Source organism: Micromonospora globosa, from assembly GCF_000717585.1.
GTDB classification, from domain to species: domain Bacteria; phylum Actinomycetota; class Actinomycetes; order Mycobacteriales; family Micromonosporaceae; genus Micromonospora; species Micromonospora aurantiaca.
Map to the genome: position 1 here is coordinate 318,994 of NZ_JNZR01000003.1, position 19,610 is coordinate 338,603.

Sequence of the window (19,610 nt, forward strand, 5' to 3'; positions counted from 1 at the left end):
GCCGGCCGGCGTCGTTGTCGGGCTGTCCGCGCCGCCGCCCGGCTGCGGGCGCGGCGATCGACCGGGCATCTGCGCGAGCACCATCGCCGCCACGGCCACCGCGAAACCGGTGAGCTGGACCGGGTCCAGCGCCTCACCGAGCACCGCCCAGCCGAGCGCCGCCGCGGTGAGCGGGCTCAGCGCGCCGAGCACCGACACGCGGGACACCGGCAGTCGCGCCGCGCCCCGGAACCACAGCGCGTACGCCAGCGCGGTGCCGGCCAGCCCGAGCCACGCGTACCCGAGAAGGGCCGGCCCGTCGGGCACGGGCGGCGCGCCCTCGACGGCGGCGGCGACCGGCACGATCATCAGGCCACCGGCGACGAGCTGCCAGCTCGTCGCGGCGAGGACGCCCGTTCCGGGCGGCCGGCCCCAGCGGCGGGTGAGCACAAGTCCGGCGGCCATCGCCACGGCGCCGGCCAGTCCGGCGGTGACGCCGAGCGGGTCGAGGCCGGCGCCCGGGCGCAGCACCACGAGGGCGACGCCGAGCGGGGCGACCGCGGCGGCGACCAGCGCCGGCCGGGTGGGGCGGTCACGGAGCAGCGCGACTGTCAGCACCGCCACCAGCAGTGGCTGCGCGGCGCCGAGGACGGCGGCGGTGCCGCCGGGCAGCCGGTACGCGGCGAGGAACAGCAGCGGGAAGAACACCCCGATGTTCAGCGCGCCGAGCACTGCGGCTCGCCCCCACCAGAGACCGTGTGGTCGTCGGCGGGTCAGGGCGAGCAGCAGCAGACCGGCCGGGAGGGCGCGGATCGCCCCGGCCCAGAGCGGCCGGTCCGGGGGAAGGAGTTCGGCGGTGACCAGGTAGGTGGTCCCCCAGGTGATCGGGGCGGCGGCGGTGAGCGCGACGTCGGTCCAGCGGCGGTTCATGTCGGCCTCTCTCGGCTCTAAGTATCTTAGCGCTAAGCTAATCAGGCCCGAGCGAAAAGGGGAAGTGGGACGTGCGGCACAATCGGCAGCCGTGACAGGCGACGAGGTGGACGCGATCGTCGAGCAGTGGCGGCGGGAACGACCAGGTATGCGGCCCGAGCCGATGGCCGTGTTCGGCCGCATCTACCGGCTGGCCCGGCTGGTCGGCGACGGCCAGGAGAAGGTGTACGCGGGCTGGGGCATCGGCCGGGGCGAGTTCGACGTGCTCGCAGCGCTGCGGCGCTCCGGTTCGCCGTACACGCTGGCGCCGAAGGCGCTCGCCGCCTCCCTGATGCTCACCTCCGGCGGCATGACCGGGCGGCTCGACCGTCTCGAACGGGCGGGCCTGGTACGGCGCTCGCCGGACCCGGCCGACCGGCGGGCGCTGCGGGTCACGCTCACCGACACCGGTCGGCGGGTGGTCGAGGAGTCGGCCGAGGCCGGCCTCGCGGTGCAGCGGCGGATCCTCGACGCGCTGCCGCCCGCCGACCAGGACCGGCTGGCCGACCTGCTGCGCGCGTTGCTCGCGGCGGCCGAGACCGGCCCCGCGGATCCGGCACAATGATCGGCGCCGTCACCGCCCGGGAGGACAACAGTGCCCGCCACCGAACCGACGATCGTCGCCACCAGCATGGGTTTCGCCGGCCGTCGCCGCGGCCCGTGGGACGCCCGGCCCAGCGCCCTGTTCGACCTGATGGCCGACCTGGCCGGGGCCGGTGACGCGCCGCGCGTCTGCTACCTCGGCCAGGCCACCGGCGACCAGCCGACCGGCTTCACCGTCTTCTACGGCGCCTTCGCCGGCACCCGGTTCCGCGCCTCCCACCTGGCGCTCTACCCGATGCCCAACGTCGAGGACATCCGGGCGCACCTGCTCGCGCAGGACGTCATCTGGGTCGGCGGCGGCAGCGTGGCGAACCTCTGCGCGGTCTGGCGGGTGCACGGCCTGCCGGAGATCCTGCACGAGTGCTGGCAGGCCGGAGTGGTGCTCGGCGGGGTCTCCGCTGGCTCGATCTGCTGGCACACCGGCGGCGCCACCGACAGCTACGGTCCGACGCTGCGGCCCTTCACCGAAGGGCTGGGCTGGCTCCCGTACGGCAACGGCGTGCACTACGACAGCGAGGAGCAGCGCCGCCCGCTGATGCACCGGCTGGTCGCCGACGGCACGCTGCCGGCGAGCCACTGCACCGACGACGGCGTGGGGCTGATCTACCGGGGCACCCGGCTGGCCGAGGCGGTGGCGGACCGTCCCGGCGTGGCCGCGTACGAGCTGGTCCGCGCCGAGGACGGCACCGCCCGGGAGACCCGGATCGAGCCGCGCCTGCTGTCCGCCGAGCCGGAGTGACAGGCTTCGCGGACCTGCCTGCCCGGCGCGGCCGGCGAAGCGCGTAAGCTGGTTCGTCGTGAGTCTCACCATCGGCATCGTCGGCCTGCCCAACGTGGGCAAGAGCACCCTGTTCAACGCGCTGACCAAGAACGACGTGCTCGCCGCGAACTACCCGTTCGCCACCATCGAGCCGAACGTCGGCGTGGTCGGGCTGCCCGACGAGCGGCTGGCCAAGCTGGCCGAGATCTTCTCCTCGCAGAAGGTGCTGCCGGCGCCGGTCTCGTTCGTCGACATCGCCGGCCTGGTCCGGGGTGCCTCCAAGGGGCAGGGCCGGGGCAACGCGTTCCTCGCCAACATCCGGGACGCCTCGGCGATCTGCCAGGTGGTGCGCGCCTTCTCCGACCCGAACGTGGTGCACGTCGACGGCAAGGTCTCCCCGGCCGACGACATCGAGACGATCAACACCGAGCTGATCCTCGCGGACATCCAGACGCTGGAGAAGGCGCTGCCCCGGCTGGAGAAGGAGGCCAAGCTCCGCAAGGACCGGGCCGCCGCGGTCGAGGCAGCGAAGAAGGCGGTCGAGGTCCTCGACAACGGCGTGACGCTGTACGCGGGCGCCGCCGCCGCGAAGGTCGAGCTGGAACACCTGCGTGAGCTGCACCTGCTCACCACCAAGCCGTTCCTCTACGTCTTCAACGTCGACGAGGCCGAGCTGGGCAACGACGAGTTCCTCGACGAGCTGCGCGGCCTGGTCGCCCCCGCCGAGGCGATCTTCATGGACGCCAAGATCGAGTCCGAGCTGGTGGACCTGCCCGAGGACGAGGCCCGCGAGCTGCTGGAGTCGATCGGGCAGTCCGAGCCCGGCCTGAACCAGCTCGTCCGGGTGGGCTTCCGGACGCTCGGGCTCCAGACGTACCTGACGGCCGGCCCCAAGGAGGCGCGGGCCTGGACCGTCCCGGTCGGCGCGACCGCGCCGGAGGCCGCCGGGGTGATCCACAGCGACTTCCAGCGCGGCTTCATCAAGGCCGAGGTGGTCTCCTACAACGACCTGGTCGAGGCCGGATCGATGGCGGCGGCCAAGGCCGCCGGCAAGGTCCGGATCGAGGGCAAGGAGTACGTCATGCAGGACGGCGACGTGGTGGAGTTCCGCTTCAACGTCTGAGTTCGGTCTGTTGTCACAGGTCAGGAGATGCCGCCGTCGCTGCGTAACAGTTGGCCGTTGATCCAGCCTCCGTCGGGTGAGCACAGGAACGCGACGAGGTTCGCACAATCCCGCGGGCGTCCGAGGCGACCGAGCGGCGTGGCCCGTAGGATGGCATCCTTGATCTCTGCGGTCATCCAGCCGGTGTCGGTTGGACCCGGATCGATGGCGTTGGCGGTCACGCCGAGGTGGGCCAGTTCTTGAGCAGCGGCCAGGGTGATCCGATCGAGAGCGCCTTTGCTGGCTCCGTAGGGAAGGTTGCCGACGGTAGCGTCACTGGTGAGGCTGACGATGCGTCCCGTGCCATGTGACCCTCGGAACCGTCGGGCGTACTCGCGAATCAGGAGCCAGCTCGCCCGGGTGTTGACCGCGAAGTGACGGTCGAAGCTCTCGATGCTGGTGTCGAGCAGGCCTGATTTCACGCTCTCGCAGTGGGCGAGGACGAGCGCGCTGACCGAGCCCAGCTCTCGCTCCACGGCCTCGAAGATGTCAGCCGTGGTGTGAGGATCAGCGAGGTTCGCCTCGACTGCGACAGTTCTTGCCCCATGCTCGGCGGCCTGGCCGCTGAGCTGCGTCATGGCCTCGGGATCGGCTCCCCAGGGCATCCGCTCGTCGTACGGGGTCCAGTAGGTGAAGCCGACATCCCAGCCGGTCCGAGCCAGCGTCACCACCACCGATGCAGCGATGCCGGCGCTGCGGCCGGCACCGGTCACCAGGGCGACGGGTCGATGCTGTTGGTCCCTGCCGTCCGTAAGAGACATTTCGTGGTCGCACCCCCTCGACGCACCATCCTTGCTGCCCGCCCGAAGGCCGTCATCGGAATTACCCGGCCACCACAGCAGTGCCGGCGAGGCACCGCGACGGCGCTCCCGCAGTCTCCTCGTCCACGGGGTCATGGTCCCGCACCCGGACGCGGGAACACCCGTGGGCCGGCCCTCGGTGTGGCCTGACCGATGTCTTGCCGGCGCCGTGCTGGTCTGTACGCCGAGTACCGACCCACGGGAGGCTGGCACGATGCGCAAACTGACCTTCGGCATGAACGTGAGCCTGGACGGCTACGTCGCCGCGCCCGGCGACGACCTCGGCTGGGGTGCGCCGAGCGACGAGTTGTTCCAGTGGTGGTCCGACCGGGTGGGGGCGACAGGCACGGCGCTCTACGGGCGGCGACTGTGGGAGGCGATGAGCTCCCACTGGCCGACCGCCGACCAGCAGCCGGGCGTCACACCGGCCCAGGTCGAGTTCGCCGGCCGCTGGCGGGACATGCCGAAGGTGGTGTTCTCCTCGACGACCAGGCCGGTCGACTGGAACACCCGCCTGGTCACCGGCGACGCGGTCACCGAGATCACCCGGCTCAAGGCCGAGGACGGCGGCCCGATGGACATCGGCGGCGCCACACTCGCCGCTGCGGCCATGCGGGGCGGGCTGATCGACGAGTACGTGCTCGTCACCCACCCGGTCCTGGTGGGTGACGGCAAGCCGTTCTTCACGGCCCTGGACAACTGGGTGAACCTGGCCCTGATGGAGACCCGGACGTTCCCGGGTGGTGTGCCCCTGACGAGGTACGAGACCAGGCGCTGAGGTGACGCTCCACCAGGGCAGGTCGACAACCGATGCGCAAACGACCGCCGGCCCGCGTCCTGCGGACCGGCGGTCGCCGTGTGCGTAACCGTCAGGCGTTGGCCCGGCGGATGGCCGCCATGCCCCCGAGTGCGGCCGCCGCCGCCACCAGGGCGGGCCATCCCACCAGCAGGCTGATCTGGTGCTGGCTGCTCAGCCACTGCCAGATGGCGCCGAACCAGCCCTGCCAGGTGATCAACGCGACGAGCAGGCCGGTCACCAGGATCAGCGCCGCACCGGCGCCGAGCAGGCCGTTCATGCCGAACCGGACGTACCAGACGGATACGAAGACGGAGAGGAAGTTCAGGAACAGGAACGGCACCGCGTAGACGGCGATCTGCAACAGCCCGTTGTCGACGTCGATGTACGGGATCCGGAAGAACCGGAGCTCGATCCCGAAGCCGCCGGTGGCGCCCTCGATCAGGTTGAGCAGGTAGAGCAGGACGCCGTAGACGACCGCCTGCACCACGTTGACGAGCACTGTGGCGAGGTAGAAGGTGCGCCGGGTGACGCCCATGCCGAGCGCGAACGGGAACACCTGGCTGATCGAGGCGGCGGCGATGATCGCGCAGACGATGTAGAGGCTGAGCAGACCGCCTGTGGTGTTCTTGCCCGGCGCCGCCTCGTCGACCGAGGCGAAGATCAGCAGGTTGACGCCGAGCGAGATGGCCATGATGCCCCACGGCCAGTCCAGCTGGCCGACCCGGGCGATGGTGTGCATCCGGGCGACGTCGAGGATGCGGGTCATCGGGTGTTCGTCCTTTCCGTCGTCAGGCGCACCACGGCCTGCTGGAGCGACAACGGTGCCAGGTCGATGCCGAGCTTCCTGGCGCGCATCCGTTCGGCGTTGTCGAACGACCCGCGCAGCGACGCGCGGACCGCGCCGCCGAGCTGCCCGCGGTGCAGCACCCGGTGTGCGGCGGCGAACTCGTCCACCGCCCCGGCCGGGCCGGACGCCTCCATCACCTCGCCGCGCAACTCGTCGCTGGGCGCGTCGAGCAGCAGCTTGCCGCGGTCGAGCAGCAGCACGTGCTCGATCAGGTCGGCCACCTCGTCGATGAGGTGTGTGGAGAGCACGACAGTGCGCGGATTCTCGGCGTAGTCGGCGAGGAGCCGGTCGTAGAAGAGCTGCCGGGCGACCGCGTCGAGACCGAGGTACGGCTCGTCGAAGAAGGTCAGCGGCGCCCGTGCGGCCAGTCCGATCGTCACGCCCAGCGCGGACAGCATGCCGCGGGACAGCTTGCGCACGTTGCGCTTGCGCGGCAGGTCGAAGTCGTCCACGAGGGACTGCGCGAAGTCCTCGTCCCAGTTGGGGAACAGCCGCCTGGCCAGGCTCAGGACGTGCCGGACCTGGTAGGTCGTGGGGTACGTCTGGCTCTCCTTGATGAAGACCACCCGCGACAGTGCCCGCTCGTTCTCGTACGGGCGCTCGCCGAAGAGCGTGAGGTCCCCGCTGATGCCGTTGTCCTGGCCGGTGATCAGCTGCATCAGCGTCGTCTTGCCGGCGCCGTTGCGTCCGAGGAGGCCGTAGATCTTGTTGCCCGTCAACGTGAAGGTGACGTCGTCGAGAGCGGTCACCTCACCGAACCGCTTCGTGAGGCCGGCTGCCGCCACGACGCTCATCGCTGTTCCTCCCCTGTCTCGATGAGCTTCTTCAGCTCCTCGGTGCCGATGCCCAACTTGCGTGCCTCCTCGATGAGGGGCCGCACGTACTGGTCGGAGAACTCGCGCCGGCGGCGTTCCCGGAGTGTTTCGACGGCCCCCGTTGCCACGAACATTCCGATCCCCCTGCGTTTGTAGAGAATCCCGTCATCGACCAGGCGGTTGATCCCCTTGGCGGCGGTCGCCGCGTTGATCCGGTGGAACGCCGCCAGCTCGTTCGTCGACGGCACCTGGGTCTCCTCCGCGAGCGTCCCGTCGATGATCGAGTTTTCGATCAGCTCCGCGATCTGGACGAAGATCGGCCGCCCGTCATCCATCCCGGTTCTTCGGTTCATTACTCATGTAGCTAACCGTCGCACCTGGGCGCCGGAACCGTCAAGTGCCTTCGGGTACGCGCGCCGGCACGCGGGCTCGCTAGGGTTCGCGCCGTGGCTGCTACCACCACGACGGCGTGCACGAGGTCTGGATCGACGCGATCCTGGGCAGCTGGGGCCGCGACGACTTCGACGACCACGTCACCTTCGGCTGCCGGGTCGGGCCGGTGGGCGGCTCGCCGGGGCCGGCCGCGACGCTCGTCAACGGTGGTGAGGTCGCGGGGGACAGCCCGATCTTCGGCCGCAAGCTCAGCCGCGAGGAGGGCCTGACCCATCCCCGGCTCGCCGAGTTCTGGCAGATGGTCGACCTGATCCTGGAGCGGGACGCCCTGGTACGCCGCCACCTGGTCGGCACCTGACCAACCCGGTGATCAACGGGTTTACGTCACCCGGAACGCGCCGACCGGACACAAAATCCTTGATCACCGGGGCGAGGGCGCGGGAGGAGGGAGGGGTCAGATCCTAGGGCTGCGGCGTTCGATCAAGGTCACGTCTCGCCAGGTGCCGTGGTGGCGGCCTACCCGCTCGCGGGTGCCGACGACGCGGAATCCGCACGTCGCGTGCAGCGCGAGACTCGCGGTGTTCTCCGGGAACACGCCGGACTGGATGGTCCAGATCCCGGCCGCCTCGGTGGAGGCGATCAGCGCCTCCAGCAGGGCCCGCCCGACGCCGCGACCCCGCCCCTTCGGGTGCACGTAGACGGAGTGCTCGACCACCCCGGTGTAGACGCAGCGGTCGGAGACCGCCGAGCAGGCCACCCAGCCGAGCACCGCGCCCGCCTCGTCGAGCGCCACCCAGCGGTGGCCGGGCAGCCGAGCGGCGGTGAAGCGCGTCCAGTCCGGCGGCTCGGTCTCGAACGTGGCGTTACCCTCGGCGATGCCGAGGCGGTAGATCTCCAGTACGGCGTCGGCGTGCGAGTCGTCCATGGCGGCGACGGTGACTGTCATCGGCCTCTCCTGTCCGGGCCCGGCGGTCGTCAGCGTAGTCGCGCGCCGAGAGGCCGGGACGTGATGCCCGGCCCCTCGGCGTGAGCGCTACCGCCGCCGGTAGACGGAGATGTGCGCGCGGCTGTCCGCCTCGAACGGCGTCCGGTCCCAGTCGGCGTACCGCTCGGTGAGCCGCAGCCCGGCCCGCTCCGCCAGTTCGTCGATCTGTTCCGGCCAGGCGTACCGCATGGCGAACGGCTTCAGGTGCACGCCGGAGGCGTCGAAGGTGACGGTCTGCCGCACGAACGTCTGCGCCGCCCGGTCGTACCGGTGCAGGCGGATGGTGGCCGAGTCCTCGGTCACCTCCCGCACCTGGACCTGCTCGTCCCGGTCGAAGTCCGCCGGGTCGGGCACGAAGGTCTCGATGACGAACGCCCCGCCGGGCGCGAGCACCCGGGCGACGTTGCGGAAGCACGCCGCCTGGCGCTCCTCCGAGACCAGGTTGAACAGCGTGTTGAACACCAGGAAGACCAGACGGTACGGCCCGGCGACCGGGACGTCCGACATGTCGCCGATGGTGACGGGCATGTCCGCGCCGCCCGGCTTGGCGCGCAGGTGCGCCACCATCTCCGGGGACGCCTCGACACCCTCCACGGCGAGGCCGCGGGCGGCCAGCGGCAGGGCCACCCGGCCGGTGCCCACAGCCAGTTCGAGCACCGGGCCGCCCTCGGCCAGCGGCGCGAGGAAGTCGACGGCCGGGGCCGGGTCGGGATTGCCGGGGCCGTCGTAGGTGGCGGCCCAGAGCCGGCCGAACAGGCCGGGGTCGTCGAAGACGGACATCACGCGCCCTCCCGCCGGGCGGAAGGGACGCGACGCGGCGAGAGGTCAGTGACCTCCGCCGGAATGGGGTACGACAAGACGAAGCCTCGATTCGGATGAGGTGACGACGGGTCGGCTGGGCTTCGCAGCGTTCGGCATGGCGGTGCTCCCTCCGGTCGGCTTCGAGGGGTTCAGCAGATCAGCAGCCGTGCCGAGCAGACAACCCGATTAAGCCCGCAGCGCGTCGTCCACTCCGGTCTCCCGGCGGCCGAGGTGCACCGGGTCACGCCCGGTGAGCACGTCCACGGCGGCCTTCACGCACGCGCCGTACTCCCGGGTGGAGCTGATCCGCCACTGGTCGGCGTACCGGCGGGCGGTGTCGTCGCCGACGCCGACGGCCTCGATGCCGGCGTCCCGGCAGAGCGCCACCGCGCGCGGCAGGTGGAACGACTGGGTGACCACTGTGGCCCGCCGGACCCCGAAGACGCGGTGCGCGCGGACGCACGAGTCGTACGTGTCGAATCCGGCGTGGTCCAGCACCGTCTTCTCCGCCGGGACGCCACGCTCGACGAGCCAGCGCCGCATCGCGTCCGGCTCGTCGTAGTCCCAGTCCATGTGGTCGCCGGAGAGCAGGAGCACTTGGACCTTGCCGGCGGCGTACAACTGGCGGGCGATCTCCAGCCGGGCGGCGAGGAACGGCGCCGGCGTGCCGTCCGGCTCCACCTTGGTGCCCAGCACCAGGGCCACCGGTGTGTCCGGCACGTCCGCGGCGTCGAACAGGCGGCCCTCGGCGGCGCCGCGGACCCAGGTCGCGCTGGCGACCGTGGCGGCGCCGAGCAGCATCACGGCGGCGGTGGCGAGCACCAGGAGGCGGCGGAGCAGGCGTACGGCCCGCCGATGCTCGCCCCGCCAGGCCCGCCATCGCGCCCTCAGCCCCCGCATGGCGGCGATTGTGCCAGGCGGGTCAGGAGATGTGGTGCAGGATCACGTTGTGCACGTGGTGGCTCTTCTGCGCGCCCCGGAACTCGACCTCGTAGGTGTGCGTGCCGACGTGCACCGCGATGGACCCGGTGGAGAAGAACGAACCACCCCAGGACTTGTTGCTCACCACGCTCACGCTGGTGATCTTCGAGTACGGGATGCTGGTGATCGCGTACCGCTTGCCGACGAAGGAGCGGTCCTGGATGATCACGCGCCGGTCGGTCAGGCCGATGAAGCCGGTGCCGGTGCCGACCGCGTCGTAGACGGCGATGATCTGCTCACCGGGCAGCAACCCGCTCTGGATCTGCTGGAACTGTTCCTTGCGGTCGTACGTGGGGCCAGACATGCACCCGAGGGTAGGCGGGGCGTGCCAGCCGATCAGGGCTCGGTGACCGCGCGGACCGCGTCCTCGATGCGCGCCGCGAGCAGAACCTCACCCTCGGTGAGTGGCTCGCCGTCGTCGTGCCCGAGTCTGATCTGGGTACGGTCGGCCCGGCGGCTGATCTCGGGGCGCAGCCGCAGCGCGTCGGCGACCACCGCCACCCGCTCGGTGAGCGCGGCGTGCTGGGTGTCGTCGAGGACGATCGTGCGGCGGATCTGTTCGCCCTCGCGCGTCCATCCGGACAGCAGGGCTAGCGCGTCGCTGAGGTAGTCGTGCTTCGCCCGGCCGCTGAACAGCACGCGCATCACCGCACCTCCCAGGCGTCGTTGCCGGCTTGTGGCCAAATCGTCGCCATCCCGTGTCCCAGTCGACGCCCTCTAGTCTCTCGCCGCTCAGATGGTGTGTCCACGCCCACACTTCCGTGTTCTGCTGACCTGACGGCCGACGCAGCTACCCAAACCGCCGATTGATCTGGCACGCTGGTGGCCCGTGCGGACCGAACGGGTTAGCGGAAGCGGGCAGGCCGACCGGCGGGAGCCGAGGGTGGTCGTCGGGGCGGCGATCATCGAGGGTGGCCGGGTGCTGGCATGCGAGCGCTCCGCGCCCCCCGAGGTGGCGGGGCGATGGGAGTTCCCGGGCGGAAAGGTCGAGCCGGGCGAGGCCGAGACCGACGCGCTGGCCCGGGAGTGTGCCGAGGAGCTGGGCGTACGGGTGGCCGTCGGCGCGCGTGTCGGCCGGGACGTACGGATGGCGCACGGCCGGTCCGTGCTGCGCGTCTACGCCGCCCGCCTGCTGCACGGCGATGAGCCCGAGGCCCTGGAGCACGCCGAGCTGCGCTGGCTCTCCGCCGCCGAGCTGGACAGCGTCGACTGGCTGCCGGCCGATGTGCCGATCGTGGCCGCGCTGCGCCCGCTGCTCGACGCCCCCTGAACGACGGCGGCGCGAGCCGGGCCGTCCGGTGAACCGGACAGCCGGCCGGAAACGGGACGAGGGCCCGCGGCTCGTGCCGCCGGCCCCCGTCATCGTCGCGCTGCTGTTCAGTGCTTCGGCTCGTCCTGCTGCGGGTGAGCGAAGTTGAGGTGCTCCGGCGGCAGCGGGAACGTCACGTCGTCGCCGAACGGCGACGGCGCGGCGGCCTTGTTGAACGTCAGTTCGGTCAGCGGCAGCCTGCCGTTGGCGTCCACCGCCGGGGCGGTCGGGTGCGGCACCTCGCGGTGCCAGTTGACGCCCTGCTGGGCCTGACGCTCGGCGGCGCTGTCGTGCGAGCCGCCCGCGTGCGAGTGCACCCCGCCGGCGTGCGAACCGCCGCCGTGCGCGTGCGCCCCGCCCTGCGCCCCTCCGGACGTGACGGCACCGCTCGAATGCCCGCTGGTCGCGCTGGTCTGAGGCACCTGACCCCTCCGGAAGATCTTGTTACCGAGCCACACAAGGGGATCGTACCTGCGGTCGACGACCCGTTCCTTCATGGGGATGATCCCGTTGTCGGTGATCTTGATGTGCTCGGGGCAGACCTCGGTGCAGCACTTGGTGATGTTGCAGAAGCCGAGTCCCATGTCCGACTGCGCGTACTCCCGGCGGTCGGTGCGCGCGTCGAGCGGGTGCATGTCCAGCTCGGCCGCCCGGATGAAGAACCGGGGACCGGAGAACGCCGGCTTGTTCTCCTCGTGGTCACGGATCACGTGGCAGACGTTCTGGCACAGGAAGCACTCGATGCACTTGCGGAACTCCTGCGAGCGCTCGACGTCGACCTGCTGCATCCGGTAGTCACCGGGCGCCACGTCGGACGGCGGCGCGAACGCCGGGGTCTCCCGCGCCTTCTCGTAGTTGAACGAGACGTCGGTGACCAGGTCCCGGATCACCGGGAAGGTGCGCAGCGGGGTGACGGTGACGGTCTCGGACTCCTCGAACGTCGACATCCGCGTCATGCAGCCCAGCCGCGGCTTGCCGTTGATCTCCATCGAGCACGAGCCGCACTTGCCGGCCTTGCAGTTCCACCGGCACGCCAGGTCCGGCGCCTCGGTGGCCTGGAGCCGGTGGATCACGTCGAGGACCACCTCGCCCTCGTTCACCTCGACGGTGTAGTCCTTCAGGTCGCCGCCGGTCTCGTCGCCCCGCCAGATGCGGAACTGGCGCTTACTTCCCATCAGTTGTTCGCCTCCTCGGTGAGGGCGTCGAACTCGGCGAGTTCCTCGTCGGTCAGGTACTTGGCCAGCTCGGCCCGGTCGAACAGTCCGATCAGCTCCGGCCGCATCTTCGGCAGCGGCTTGTGGGTCAGCCGGACCGTGTCGCCGTCCAGCGAGCAGACCAGGTTGACGCTCCGCCACTTCGGGTCCATCGCCGGGTAGTCCTCCCGGGTGTGCCCGCCGCGCGACTCCTGCCGCTCCAGCGCCGCCTTCGCGGTGCACTCCGAGACCACGAGCATGTTGCGCAGGTCCAGCGCCAGGTGCCAGCCCGGGTTGTAGCGCCGGCCGCCGACCGCGCTGACCTTCGCCACCCGCTCCCGCAGCTCGGCCAGCCGGGCGAGCGCGTCGGCCAGCTCACCCTCGCGCCGGATGATGCCGACCAGGTCGCCCATCACCACCTGGAGGTCCTGCTGGAGCTGGTACGGGCTCTCACCGGTGTCCCGCTGCAACGGCGCCAGCGCCGTCTCCACGGCGGCCTCCACCGCCGCCACCGACACCGCCGGGCGGGTGGTGAGCTGATCGGTGTACGTGGCCGCGTGCCCGCCCGCGCGCTTGCCGAAGACCAGCAGGTCGGACAGGGAGTTGCCGCCGAGCCGGTTGGAGCCGTGCATGCCGCCGGACACCTCACCGGCGGCGTAGAGCCCGCGCACGGTGCCGTACGCCGCGCCGGAGTCCGGGTCCACCTCGACGCCGCCCATCACGTAGTGACAGGTCGGGCCGACCTCCATCGGCTCCTTGGTGATGTCGACGTCGGCCAGTTCCTTGAACTGGTGGTACATCGACGGGAGGCGGCGGCGGATCTCCTCGGCCGACTTGCGGGAGGCGATGTCCAGGTAGACGCCCCCGGCCGGCGTACCCCGGCCCTCCTTGACCTCGCTGTTGATCGCGCGTGCGACCTCGTCGCGGGGCAGCAGCTCCGGCGGACGCCGGTTGTTGTCCGGGTCGGTGTACCAGCGGTCCGCCTCCTCCTCGGTCTCCGCGTACTGCTTGCGGAACACGTCGGGGACGTAGTCGAACATGAACCGCTTGCCCTCGGAGTTCTTCAGCACGCCGCCGTCGCCGCGTACCGACTCGGTGACCAGGATGCCCTTCACCGAGGGCGGCCAGACCATGCCGGTCGGGTGGAACTGGAGGAACTCCATGTTGATCAGCGTGGCCCCGGCGCGCAGCGCCAGCGCGTGGCCGTCGCCGGTGTACTCCCACGAGTTCGAGGTGACCTTGTAGGAGCGTCCGACGCCGCCGGTGGCCAGGACCACCGCGGGCGCCTCGAACAGGACGAACTCGCCGGACTCGCGGTAGTAGCCGAACGCCCCGGCGACGCGGTCGCCGTCGAGCAGCAGCTCGGTGATCGTGGTCTCGGAGAAGACCCGGATCCGCGCGTCGTAGCTGCCGAACTCCTGCTTGTCCTCCTGCTGGAGCGAGACGATCTTCTGCTGAAGCGTACGGATCAGCTCCAGGCCGGTCCGGTCGCCGACGTGCGCCAGGCGCGGGTACTCGTGGCCGCCGAAGTTGCGCTGCGAGATCTTCCCGTCCTTGGTGCGGTCGAACAGCGCGCCGTACGTCTCCAGCTCCCAGATCCGCTGCGGCGCCTCCTTGGCGTGCAGCTCGGCCATCCGGAAGTTGTTGAGGAACTTGCCGCCGCGCATGGTGTCCCGGAAGTGCACCTGCCAGTTGTCGCGCGAGTTCACGTTGCCCATCGCGGCGGCGGCGCCGCCCTCGGCCATCACCGTGTGCGCCTTGCCGAACAGCGACTTCGAGATGATCGCGGTCTTCTTGCCGGCCAGCCGGGCCTCGATCGCCGCGCGCAGGCCGGCGCCACCGGCCCCGATCACGACGACGTCGTAGTGGTGTCGTTCGATTCGCGTCTCAGTCATGTCCAGGCTCTCAGTTGATGAACCGCAGGTCGTTGATCCAGCCGGCGGCGACCGCCATCACGTAGAAGTCGGTGAGTGCCAGGGTGCCGAGGGTGATCCAGGCGAGCTGCATGTGCCGGACGTTCAACCAGGACACCCCGGTCCACGCCTTGTAGCGCATCGGGTGCTTGGAGAAGTGCTTGAGCCGCCCGCCGATGATGTGCCGGCAGGAGTGGCAGGAGATCGTGTACGCCCACAGCATCACCACGTTGCCGATCAGGATGATGTTGCCCAGGCCGAAGCCGAAGCCCTCGGGGGAGTGGAAGGCCAGGATCGCGTCCCAGGTGTTGATCAGCGAGATGATCGCGGCGGCGTAGAAGAAGTAGCGGTGCAGGTTCTGCCCGAGCAGCGGGAACCGCGTCTCGCCGCTGTACGACTGGTGCCCGTCCGGCACCGCGCAGGCCGGCGGCGACAGCCAGAACGACCGGTAGTACGCCTTGCGGTAGTAGTAGCAGGTCAGCCGGAACAGCAGCAGGAACGGCAGGGTGAGCGCCGCGTCCGGGATGATCCACCAGCCGGGCAGGAACTGGCCGAAGTGCGAGGAGCCCTCGACACAGCGGTCGGTGACGCAGGGGGAGTAGAACGGCGTCAGGTAGTGGTACTGCTCCACCCAGTACCACTTGTGCATGAAGACCCGGACCGTCGCGTAGATGACCCACGCGCTGAGCCCCACCACTGTGATCAGCGGGGCGATCCACCATCTGTCGGTCCGCAACGTCTTCGCCGCGATGGCGGCGCGTGCCCGCCCTCCCCGCGGCTGCGGTCTCGGCGTCCTGGCCGACGTAGTTGTCATCTGAGTCATCTCCCTGACGTCACTGTCACGTCCTGCGCACGCGCGAGGCCACACCGGCGAACCGGTGCGGCTAAGTGACACACGTTACGCCGATCTTCACGGCCCGGCCGCGCAACGCAGTGTCCCGTGTGTCCCGCAGCTTGGAAAGAGTCAGTTCATGATCAATGTGGCGGGTCGGCCGAACGGTGCGCCGACCGGTGGCGTGGTGCGCCCGGCGGCGCGCCGGGTCACCCGGACGCGCCGCCGGTGAAGTGCCACGAGGACAGCCGCAGCGCCGGTGTCTCGTACCAGGAGCCGTCGACGCGGGCAGGCTGGCGGACCGCCGTCCGGCCCAGGCCGAGCACCCGGCCCGGCCCCAGCGCCCGGGGGTACGACTCGGTGAACCGGAAGTCGCGCACCGCGCGGGTCGGCACGCCGTCCTCGACCAGCCACACCCCGTTGCGGGTCAACCCGGTGACCACCAGCTGCTTCGGGTCCAGCACGCGGGTGTACCAGAAGTCGCTGACCAGCAGCCCGCGCCGCATCCCGGCCACCAGCGCGGCGGTGTCCGGGTCGCCCACCGCCCCGGTCACGCCCGCGCTCACCGGTCCGGCGGCGACGGCCGCGCCTGCCACGCCCGCGGTGCCCGTCAGCAGGCGGACGTTGTGCGGGATCGGGCCGAAGGTCGCGCTACCCGGCATGCCGTGCCCGGTGGACCCGGCGCCCGCCTCGGCGCCGCCGCGCCTGTCGTACGCCACCGCTCCTGTGGTGCCGTGCTCCACCAGCGGCAACGCCCGCCGGGGCGTGCCCTCCAGGTCGAACGGCAGCGTGCCGGCGTGCAGCGGGTCGTCCACCACCGTCACCGCCGGGTCGAACTGGGCGGTGCCCGGCTCGGCGAAGGACTGCCGTTCGGCGTACCGCTTGCCGTTGAAGCCGTACCAGGCCAGGTTCTGGAGCAGGTCGGCGACGGCCGCCGGTTCGAGCACCACCTCGTAGTGCCCGGGCGGCAGCTCGACCGGGTCGGCAGCGGCGCGCGCCTTGGCCGCCGCGCGGGCGCCGAGCGCCGCGCCGTCGAGATCGGCCAGCCGGTCGGCGCAGAGCCGCGCCACCCCGTCGGCGCCGCCGGCGCGGGCGATGCCGTCCATCGCCGCCTCGGCCGCCCGGCCCACAGCCGTGTGCCCGGCCGAGTTGGCGAACGCCCCCGACCGGTACGAGGTCCGGCAGTAGCCGGCCGCCTCCAGCCCTTCGACCGCGTCCACGAACGCGCGTACCCGCTCGGCCCGCTCGTCGGGCGAGGCGAACGCGGTGTCCTCGTCGACGGCCGGGCCGGACGGCACAGGCGTCGGGGCGGTGAGTCCCGGCCAGGCCGGGTCGGGCGGCGCGAGCCGGGCCGCGGCCCGGGTCCGCTCGACCAGGGCGGCCAGCCCGTCGGCGTCGACCCGGCTGCCGCTGCCGGTAGCGGTCCGCCCGTCCACGTGCAACCGCAGGTGTACGGCGACACCGGTCTCGGACACGTTCTGGTGGATGAACGAGTTGGCGAACCGGGTCAGCGCCAGGTCGGAGCGGGTCACCAGCACCTCGGCCTCGGCGGCCGGACCGGCCGTGTGCCGGACCAGGTCCACCACCCCGGCGGCGATCTCCAGCTCGGCGTTCATGCCGCGCTCGCTCATGCCCGCACCCCCACCCGGACGCCGCGGAACCGGGCCGGCGCGGCCGGGTGGCCGGTGTGCCCGACCTGGCCGGGCTGCCCCTTCCCGCAGTTGGGCGTGCCCCAGGCGACCGTCTCCGAGGAGAGCATGTCCATCGAGCGCCAGAAGACCGGCCCGATGCCGGTGTAGGTGGGGTTGCGCAGCATCCGCCCCCGGCGGCCCTTCTTCACCTCCCAGCCGACCTCGCAGCCGAACTGGAAGTTGAGCCGCTTGTCGTCGATCGACCAGGACCGGTTGATGTCCATCAGCACCCCGTCGTCGGTGGCCGCGATGATCTCGTCGAGCGTGTGCGGGCCGGGTTCCAGGCCCACGTTCGTCATCCGCACCATCGGCAGCCGGGCCCAGCCGTCGGCCCGTACGCTGCCGCCGTAGTCAAGGCCCGCGACGGCGGCCGAGTCCCGGCCGGCGAGCACCCCGACCCACCGCCCCTCGCGGACCGCGTCCCGGGCGACCGCCGGGGAGCCCTCGTCGTCGTAGCCGAAGCTGCCCAGCGCGCCAGGGATGGTCGGGTCGATGGTCACGTTCATCAGCTCGGAGCCGTAGTGCAGCGAGCCGAGGCGGGCCAGGTCGAGCCAGGACGTGCCGGCGAACGCCGCCTCCCAGCCGAGGATGCGGTCCAGCTCGATGGCGTGCCCGACCGACTCGTGGATCTGCAACGCGAGCTGCTCACCGCCGAGGATCAGATCGGTCTCGCCGGCTGGGCAGAGCGGCGCGGTGAGCAGCTCGCGGGACTCCTCGGCGATCCGCGCGGCGTGCGCGGCCAGGTCGAGCGAGGTGACCAGCTCCCAGCCGGTGGTGCCGTACTGCCCGCGGTAGCTCGGGTAGGACCGCCGCTGGGTCTCGCCGTCACCGATCGAGGTGGCCGAGATGCCGCCGCCGCACTCCCGGATGCGCTGGTCGATCCGGTGGCCCTCGCTGGAGACGAACCACTTCGAGGTGTCCCAGATCTGGTAGAGCCCCTCGGCCAGGTCGGCGCCGTGCTCGCGCATCGTCGCCGTGGCGCGGACCAGCAGGTCGCCCTTGTCCGACAGTGGCACCCCGAGCGGGTCGACGGCGCACTCCGAGGCCCAGCTCGCCACCGCCGCCTCGGCCGGCACCAGGTCGATCGGCGGACCGGGAACCCGCGCGCTCGCGGTGGCGATCGCCGCGGCGCGCCGGCCGGCGTCGCGGACCGCGGCGTCGGACAGGTCGGGTACGGCGTGGAAGCCCCACCCCGATCCGACGAGCGCGCGTACGCCCAGCCCGATGCTCTCGTCCTGGCTCAGCTCCTCGATGTCGCCGTTGCGGGCCGACATCGACTCGTAGCGGCGGTGCATGACCCGGGCGTCGGCGTAGCGGGCGCCCGCGTCGAGAGCGGCCTGGACGGCGGCGGTCGCCGCGTCGAACTCGCTCATGCGCTGTCCTGATGGGTCGCTCGACGCTCGCTCATGCGCCCGACCCTAGGCGAGCGCACCGACATCCGTCAGGGGACGAGATCCGCCGGCCGGATCGTGGCCCGGACGGGCTCGGTCAGCTCCAGCGCGGAACCGGGCTTGGTCACCGACACCTCGCGGTAGTGCCGACCCTGCCGCCGGTGCAGGTGCAGCGTGCCGGTTTCCTGCTCCACCAGCAGGTACCACTCGATCCCCGCGGCGGCGTAGTAGTGCATCTTGAGCACCTTGTCGGTTGCCGCGTTGCCCGGTGAGATGACCTCACACACGAGCCGCACGTCCCGCGCCTCGATCATCGGCTGGTCGAAGTCGATCGGCTCGGTGACGACCAGGTCGGGAATCGGTATGCGGCCTGGCCGGAGCCGGACGTTCACCGTCTCCAGCAGTTCCAGGCCGACGTGCCGGGCCGCGGCCTCCAGCAGGTTGCCGAGGTTCCGCTGGATTCGTTGGTGCCGCGGGGTCGGTGCCGGTGTCACGTGCAGGCCCCCGTCGAAGAGTTCGACGCGTTGCCGCGTCTCGCCGAGGGCGAGGTACTCCTCTTCGGTCCACGGGCCGTCGTGGCCGAACACCGCCGCGGTCATCGTCGCCTCCACCTCGTGCCGACGGGAATCGTCCCTTCGTCGCCGGGACCATCGTCGCACCACAAGTGCGGCGACGAGGCGACGACGGCCAGTCGCGGGCGTGGATGTCCCAGGTGACGGGGGTGCGAGACGGAAACCCAGTCGTTACGCTCAGGCCGCTGACAGGCCGCTCGATGTAGCTTATTTTCGCCTCTGGGGATTTCCTGTAAGTTCTCTTCATCACCGAAGGGGAGGCGGTCAATGGGCAGGTCGGAGGCGGTGCCGTCCGGGGAGCCGGACCGCCCGGAGGTGCCGGAGCAGCGCTCCGGCGACGGGCCCTATCTCCAGGTCAGGGACCTGCGGGTGCGGTTCGACACCGAGGACGGTGTGGTGCGGGCCGTGGACGGTGTGTCGTTCGCCGTGGAGCGGGGTCGCACGCTCGGGATCGTAGGGGAGTCCGGTTCCGGTAAGAGCGTGACGTCGCTGGCGATCCTGGGTTTGCACAACGCGAAGCGGACGACCATCTCCGGGGAGATCTCCGTCGGTGGGCGTCAGCTGGTGGGGTTGGGTGAGGAGGAGGTGCGGCGGCTGCGGGGCCGGGACATGGCGATGGTTTTCCAGGATCCGTTGTCGGCGTTGCATCCGTACTACTCGGTGGGTAGGCAGATCGCTGAGGCGTACCGGGTGCATCATCCGAGGGCCGGTCGGCGGGAGGCGCGGACGCGGGCGGTGGACATGTTGGGCCGGGTGGGGATTCCGCAGGTGTGGTCAGTCAGGTGGCTGATGACGTGTTGGTGATGTATGCGGGC

The 19,610-nt window shown here is 71.2% G+C and carries 21 protein-coding genes and 2 pseudogenes; 7 read left to right on the forward strand and 16 right to left on the reverse strand.

The window, feature by feature from the left end; genetic code table 11:
* Positions 1 to 135 precede the first annotated feature (135 nt).
* Positions 136 to 1,092 (reverse strand): annotated as a pseudogene (locus IF06_RS34230) (EamA family transporter); the annotation flags it as partial.
* Between IF06_RS34230 and IF06_RS0105935 the strand changes: the two are divergent.
* From IF06_RS0105935 to ychF, 3 genes are read left to right on the forward strand one after another with little or no spacing between them, the layout of a single operon-like run.
* On the forward strand, positions 1,001 to 1,513 hold the full coding sequence (locus IF06_RS0105935; RefSeq protein ID WP_030269457.1) for a MarR family winged helix-turn-helix transcriptional regulator: 513 nt from the start codon (positions 1,001 to 1,003) through the stop codon (positions 1,511 to 1,513). The pseudogene IF06_RS34230 and the gene IF06_RS0105935 overlap by 92 nt on opposite strands.
* A gap of 30 nt (positions 1,514 to 1,543) precedes the next feature.
* Positions 1,544 to 2,290: a peptidase E gene (locus IF06_RS0105940; protein WP_030269458.1), complete on the forward strand. Its 747-nt coding sequence runs from the start codon at positions 1,544 to 1,546 to the stop codon at positions 2,288 to 2,290.
* Between the two features lie 58 nt (positions 2,291 to 2,348).
* Positions 2,349 to 3,434 carry a redox-regulated ATPase YchF gene (ychF, locus tag IF06_RS0105945; RefSeq protein ID WP_013288480.1) on the forward strand — a complete coding sequence of 362 codons (1,086 nt, stop codon included), beginning with the start codon at positions 2,349 to 2,351 and terminating at the stop codon, positions 3,432 to 3,434.
* 20 nt (positions 3,435 to 3,454) lie between these two features.
* Here ychF and IF06_RS0105950 read toward each other — a convergent pair whose 3' ends face one another.
* Positions 3,455 to 4,186, reverse strand: coding sequence for an SDR family oxidoreductase (locus IF06_RS0105950; protein ID WP_232236624.1), 732 nt, complete (start codon positions 4,184 to 4,186; stop codon positions 3,455 to 3,457).
* Between the two features lie 301 nt (positions 4,187 to 4,487).
* On the opposite strand from IF06_RS0105950, the gene IF06_RS0105955 reads away from it, so the two are divergent.
* Positions 4,488 to 5,051 (forward strand): dihydrofolate reductase family protein, encoded by a 564-nt coding sequence (locus IF06_RS0105955; protein ID WP_030269463.1) that lies wholly within the window; start codon positions 4,488 to 4,490, stop codon positions 5,049 to 5,051.
* A 91-nt stretch (positions 5,052 to 5,142) separates the two neighbouring features.
* Here IF06_RS0105955 and IF06_RS0105960 read toward each other — a convergent pair whose 3' ends face one another.
* Genes IF06_RS0105960 through IF06_RS0105970 form a run of 3 tightly spaced genes read right to left on the reverse strand, consistent with a single transcriptional unit; the run spans position 5,143 to position 7,069 of the window.
* Positions 5,143 to 5,838 (reverse strand): hypothetical protein, encoded by a 696-nt coding sequence (locus IF06_RS0105960; protein WP_013288461.1) that lies wholly within the window; start codon positions 5,836 to 5,838, stop codon positions 5,143 to 5,145.
* The gene (locus tag IF06_RS0105965) at positions 5,835 to 6,713 is read right to left on the reverse strand and encodes an ATP-binding cassette domain-containing protein (protein ID WP_013475219.1); all 879 of its coding nucleotides are present in this window, start codon (positions 6,711 to 6,713) and stop codon (positions 5,835 to 5,837) included. Before IF06_RS0105965 ends, IF06_RS0105960 begins: the two co-directional genes overlap by 4 nt.
* Positions 6,710 to 7,069, reverse strand: coding sequence for a GntR family transcriptional regulator (locus IF06_RS0105970; protein WP_013288459.1), 360 nt, complete (start codon positions 7,067 to 7,069; stop codon positions 6,710 to 6,712). The genes IF06_RS0105965 and IF06_RS0105970 overlap by 4 nt, the downstream gene beginning before the upstream one ends.
* Positions 7,070 to 7,203: 134 nt before the next feature.
* Between IF06_RS0105970 and IF06_RS31995 the strand changes: the two genes are divergently transcribed.
* Positions 7,204 to 7,485, forward strand: a complete 282-nt coding sequence (locus tag IF06_RS31995; RefSeq protein WP_052166130.1) for a hypothetical protein — start codon at positions 7,204 to 7,206, stop codon at positions 7,483 to 7,485.
* A gap of 96 nt (positions 7,486 to 7,581) precedes the next feature.
* On the opposite strand, the gene IF06_RS0105980 is transcribed toward IF06_RS31995, so the two are convergent.
* The 5 genes from IF06_RS0105980 to IF06_RS0106000 all read right to left on the reverse strand — a co-directional run bounded on the left by IF06_RS0105980 (position 7,582) and on the right by IF06_RS0106000 (position 10,539).
* Complete coding sequence (locus IF06_RS0105980) at positions 7,582 to 8,073, reverse strand: GNAT family N-acetyltransferase (protein ID WP_030269468.1); 492 nt, start codon at positions 8,071 to 8,073, stop codon at positions 7,582 to 7,584.
* A gap of 87 nt (positions 8,074 to 8,160) precedes the next feature.
* Positions 8,161 to 8,892, reverse strand: coding sequence for a class I SAM-dependent methyltransferase (locus IF06_RS0105985; RefSeq protein ID WP_030269469.1), 732 nt, complete (start codon positions 8,890 to 8,892; stop codon positions 8,161 to 8,163).
* Positions 8,893 to 9,099: 207 nt separating this feature from the next.
* Positions 9,100 to 9,813: a SanA/YdcF family protein gene (locus tag IF06_RS0105990; RefSeq protein WP_013288455.1), complete on the reverse strand. Its 714-nt coding sequence runs from the start codon at positions 9,811 to 9,813 to the stop codon at positions 9,100 to 9,102.
* Positions 9,814 to 9,835: 22 nt separating this feature from the next.
* On the reverse strand, positions 9,836 to 10,198 hold the full coding sequence (locus tag IF06_RS0105995) for a PH domain-containing protein (RefSeq protein WP_013288454.1): 363 nt from the start codon (positions 10,196 to 10,198) through the stop codon (positions 9,836 to 9,838).
* Between the two features lie 32 nt (positions 10,199 to 10,230).
* Positions 10,231 to 10,539 (reverse strand): 4a-hydroxytetrahydrobiopterin dehydratase, encoded by a 309-nt coding sequence (locus IF06_RS0106000; RefSeq protein WP_013288453.1) that lies wholly within the window; start codon positions 10,537 to 10,539, stop codon positions 10,231 to 10,233.
* Positions 10,540 to 10,777: 238 nt separating this feature from the next.
* On the opposite strand from IF06_RS0106000, the gene IF06_RS0106005 reads away from it, so the two are divergent.
* Positions 10,778 to 11,164 carry a (deoxy)nucleoside triphosphate pyrophosphohydrolase gene (locus tag IF06_RS0106005; protein ID WP_013288452.1) on the forward strand — a complete coding sequence of 129 codons (387 nt, stop codon included), beginning with the start codon at positions 10,778 to 10,780 and terminating at the stop codon, positions 11,162 to 11,164.
* Positions 11,165 to 11,271: 107 nt separating this feature from the next.
* Here the strand turns inward: IF06_RS0106005 and IF06_RS0106010 are convergent, their stop codons facing one another.
* The 6 genes from IF06_RS0106010 to IF06_RS0106035 form a co-directional block, all read right to left on the reverse strand.
* Positions 11,272 to 12,378, reverse strand: coding sequence for a succinate dehydrogenase/fumarate reductase iron-sulfur subunit (locus tag IF06_RS0106010; protein ID WP_030269471.1), 1,107 nt, complete (start codon positions 12,376 to 12,378; stop codon positions 11,272 to 11,274).
* Positions 12,378 to 14,291 carry a fumarate reductase/succinate dehydrogenase flavoprotein subunit gene (locus IF06_RS0106015; RefSeq protein ID WP_013475225.1) on the reverse strand — a complete coding sequence of 638 codons (1,914 nt, stop codon included), beginning with the start codon at positions 14,289 to 14,291 and terminating at the stop codon, positions 12,378 to 12,380. Before IF06_RS0106015 ends, IF06_RS0106010 begins: the two co-directional genes overlap by 1 nt.
* A gap of 10 nt (positions 14,292 to 14,301) precedes the next feature.
* Positions 14,302 to 15,123 (reverse strand): hypothetical protein, encoded by an 822-nt coding sequence (locus IF06_RS0106020; RefSeq protein WP_013288449.1) that lies wholly within the window; start codon positions 15,121 to 15,123, stop codon positions 14,302 to 14,304.
* A 227-nt stretch (positions 15,124 to 15,350) separates the two neighbouring features.
* Entirely contained in the window at positions 15,351 to 16,772 is a 1,422-nt protein-coding gene (locus IF06_RS0106025; RefSeq protein WP_030269473.1) for a TldD/PmbA family protein, read from the reverse strand.
* Positions 16,769 to 18,205 (reverse strand): TldD/PmbA family protein, encoded by a 1,437-nt coding sequence (locus tag IF06_RS0106030; RefSeq protein ID WP_030269475.1) that lies wholly within the window; start codon positions 18,203 to 18,205, stop codon positions 16,769 to 16,771. The genes IF06_RS0106025 and IF06_RS0106030 overlap by 4 nt, the downstream gene beginning before the upstream one ends.
* A 68-nt stretch (positions 18,206 to 18,273) precedes the next feature.
* The gene (locus IF06_RS0106035; RefSeq protein WP_030269477.1) at positions 18,274 to 18,822 is read right to left on the reverse strand and encodes a Uma2 family endonuclease; all 549 of its coding nucleotides are present in this window, start codon (positions 18,820 to 18,822) and stop codon (positions 18,274 to 18,276) included.
* Positions 18,823 to 19,062: 240 nt separating this feature from the next.
* Between IF06_RS0106035 and IF06_RS0106040 the strand changes: the two are divergent.
* Positions 19,063 to 19,563 (forward strand): annotated as a pseudogene (locus IF06_RS0106040) (ATP-binding cassette domain-containing protein); the annotation flags it as partial.
* Between the last annotated feature and the right edge of the window lie 47 nt (positions 19,564 to 19,610).

What these genes read in the sequence shown, in the direction of transcription:
- IF06_RS0105955 (WP_030269463.1), top strand. Translation starts at nt 4,488, where the DNA reads ATGCGCAAACTGACCTTCGGCATGAACGTGAGCCTGGACGGCTACGTC.
- IF06_RS0105995 (WP_013288454.1), bottom strand. Translation starts at nt 10,198, where the DNA reads ATGTCTGGCCCCACGTACGACCGCAAGGAACAGTTCCAGCAGATCCAG.
- IF06_RS0105970 (WP_013288459.1), bottom strand. Translation starts at nt 7,069, where the DNA reads ATGGATGACGGGCGGCCGATCTTCGTCCAGATCGCGGAGCTGATCGAA.
- IF06_RS0105980 (WP_030269468.1), bottom strand. Translation starts at nt 8,073, where the DNA reads ATGACAGTCACCGTCGCCGCCATGGACGACTCGCACGCCGACGCCGTA.
- IF06_RS0106025 (WP_030269473.1), bottom strand. Translation starts at nt 16,772, where the DNA reads ATGAGCGAGCGCGGCATGAACGCCGAGCTGGAGATCGCCGCCGGGGTG.
- IF06_RS0106000 (WP_013288453.1), bottom strand. Translation starts at nt 10,539, where the DNA reads ATGCGCGTGCTGTTCAGCGGCCGGGCGAAGCACGACTACCTCAGCGAC.
- IF06_RS0105960 (WP_013288461.1), bottom strand. Translation starts at nt 5,838, where the DNA reads ATGACCCGCATCCTCGACGTCGCCCGGATGCACACCATCGCCCGGGTC.
- IF06_RS0106035 (WP_030269477.1), bottom strand. Translation starts at nt 18,822, where the DNA reads ATGACCGCGGCGGTGTTCGGCCACGACGGCCCGTGGACCGAAGAGGAG.
- IF06_RS0106015 (WP_013475225.1), bottom strand. Translation starts at nt 14,291, where the DNA reads ATGACTGAGACGCGAATCGAACGACACCACTACGACGTCGTCGTGATC.
- IF06_RS0105965 (WP_013475219.1), bottom strand. Translation starts at nt 6,713, where the DNA reads ATGAGCGTCGTGGCGGCAGCCGGCCTCACGAAGCGGTTCGGTGAGGTG.
- IF06_RS0106020 (WP_013288449.1), bottom strand. Translation starts at nt 15,123, where the DNA reads ATGACAACTACGTCGGCCAGGACGCCGAGACCGCAGCCGCGGGGAGGG.
- IF06_RS0106030 (WP_030269475.1), bottom strand. Translation starts at nt 18,205, where the DNA reads ATGAGCGAGTTCGACGCGGCGACCGCCGCCGTCCAGGCCGCTCTCGAC.
- IF06_RS0106010 (WP_030269471.1), bottom strand. Translation starts at nt 12,378, where the DNA reads ATGGGAAGTAAGCGCCAGTTCCGCATCTGGCGGGGCGACGAGACCGGC.
- IF06_RS0105990 (WP_013288455.1), bottom strand. Translation starts at nt 9,813, where the DNA reads ATGCGGGGGCTGAGGGCGCGATGGCGGGCCTGGCGGGGCGAGCATCGG.
- IF06_RS0105985 (WP_030269469.1), bottom strand. Translation starts at nt 8,892, where the DNA reads ATGTCCGTCTTCGACGACCCCGGCCTGTTCGGCCGGCTCTGGGCCGCC.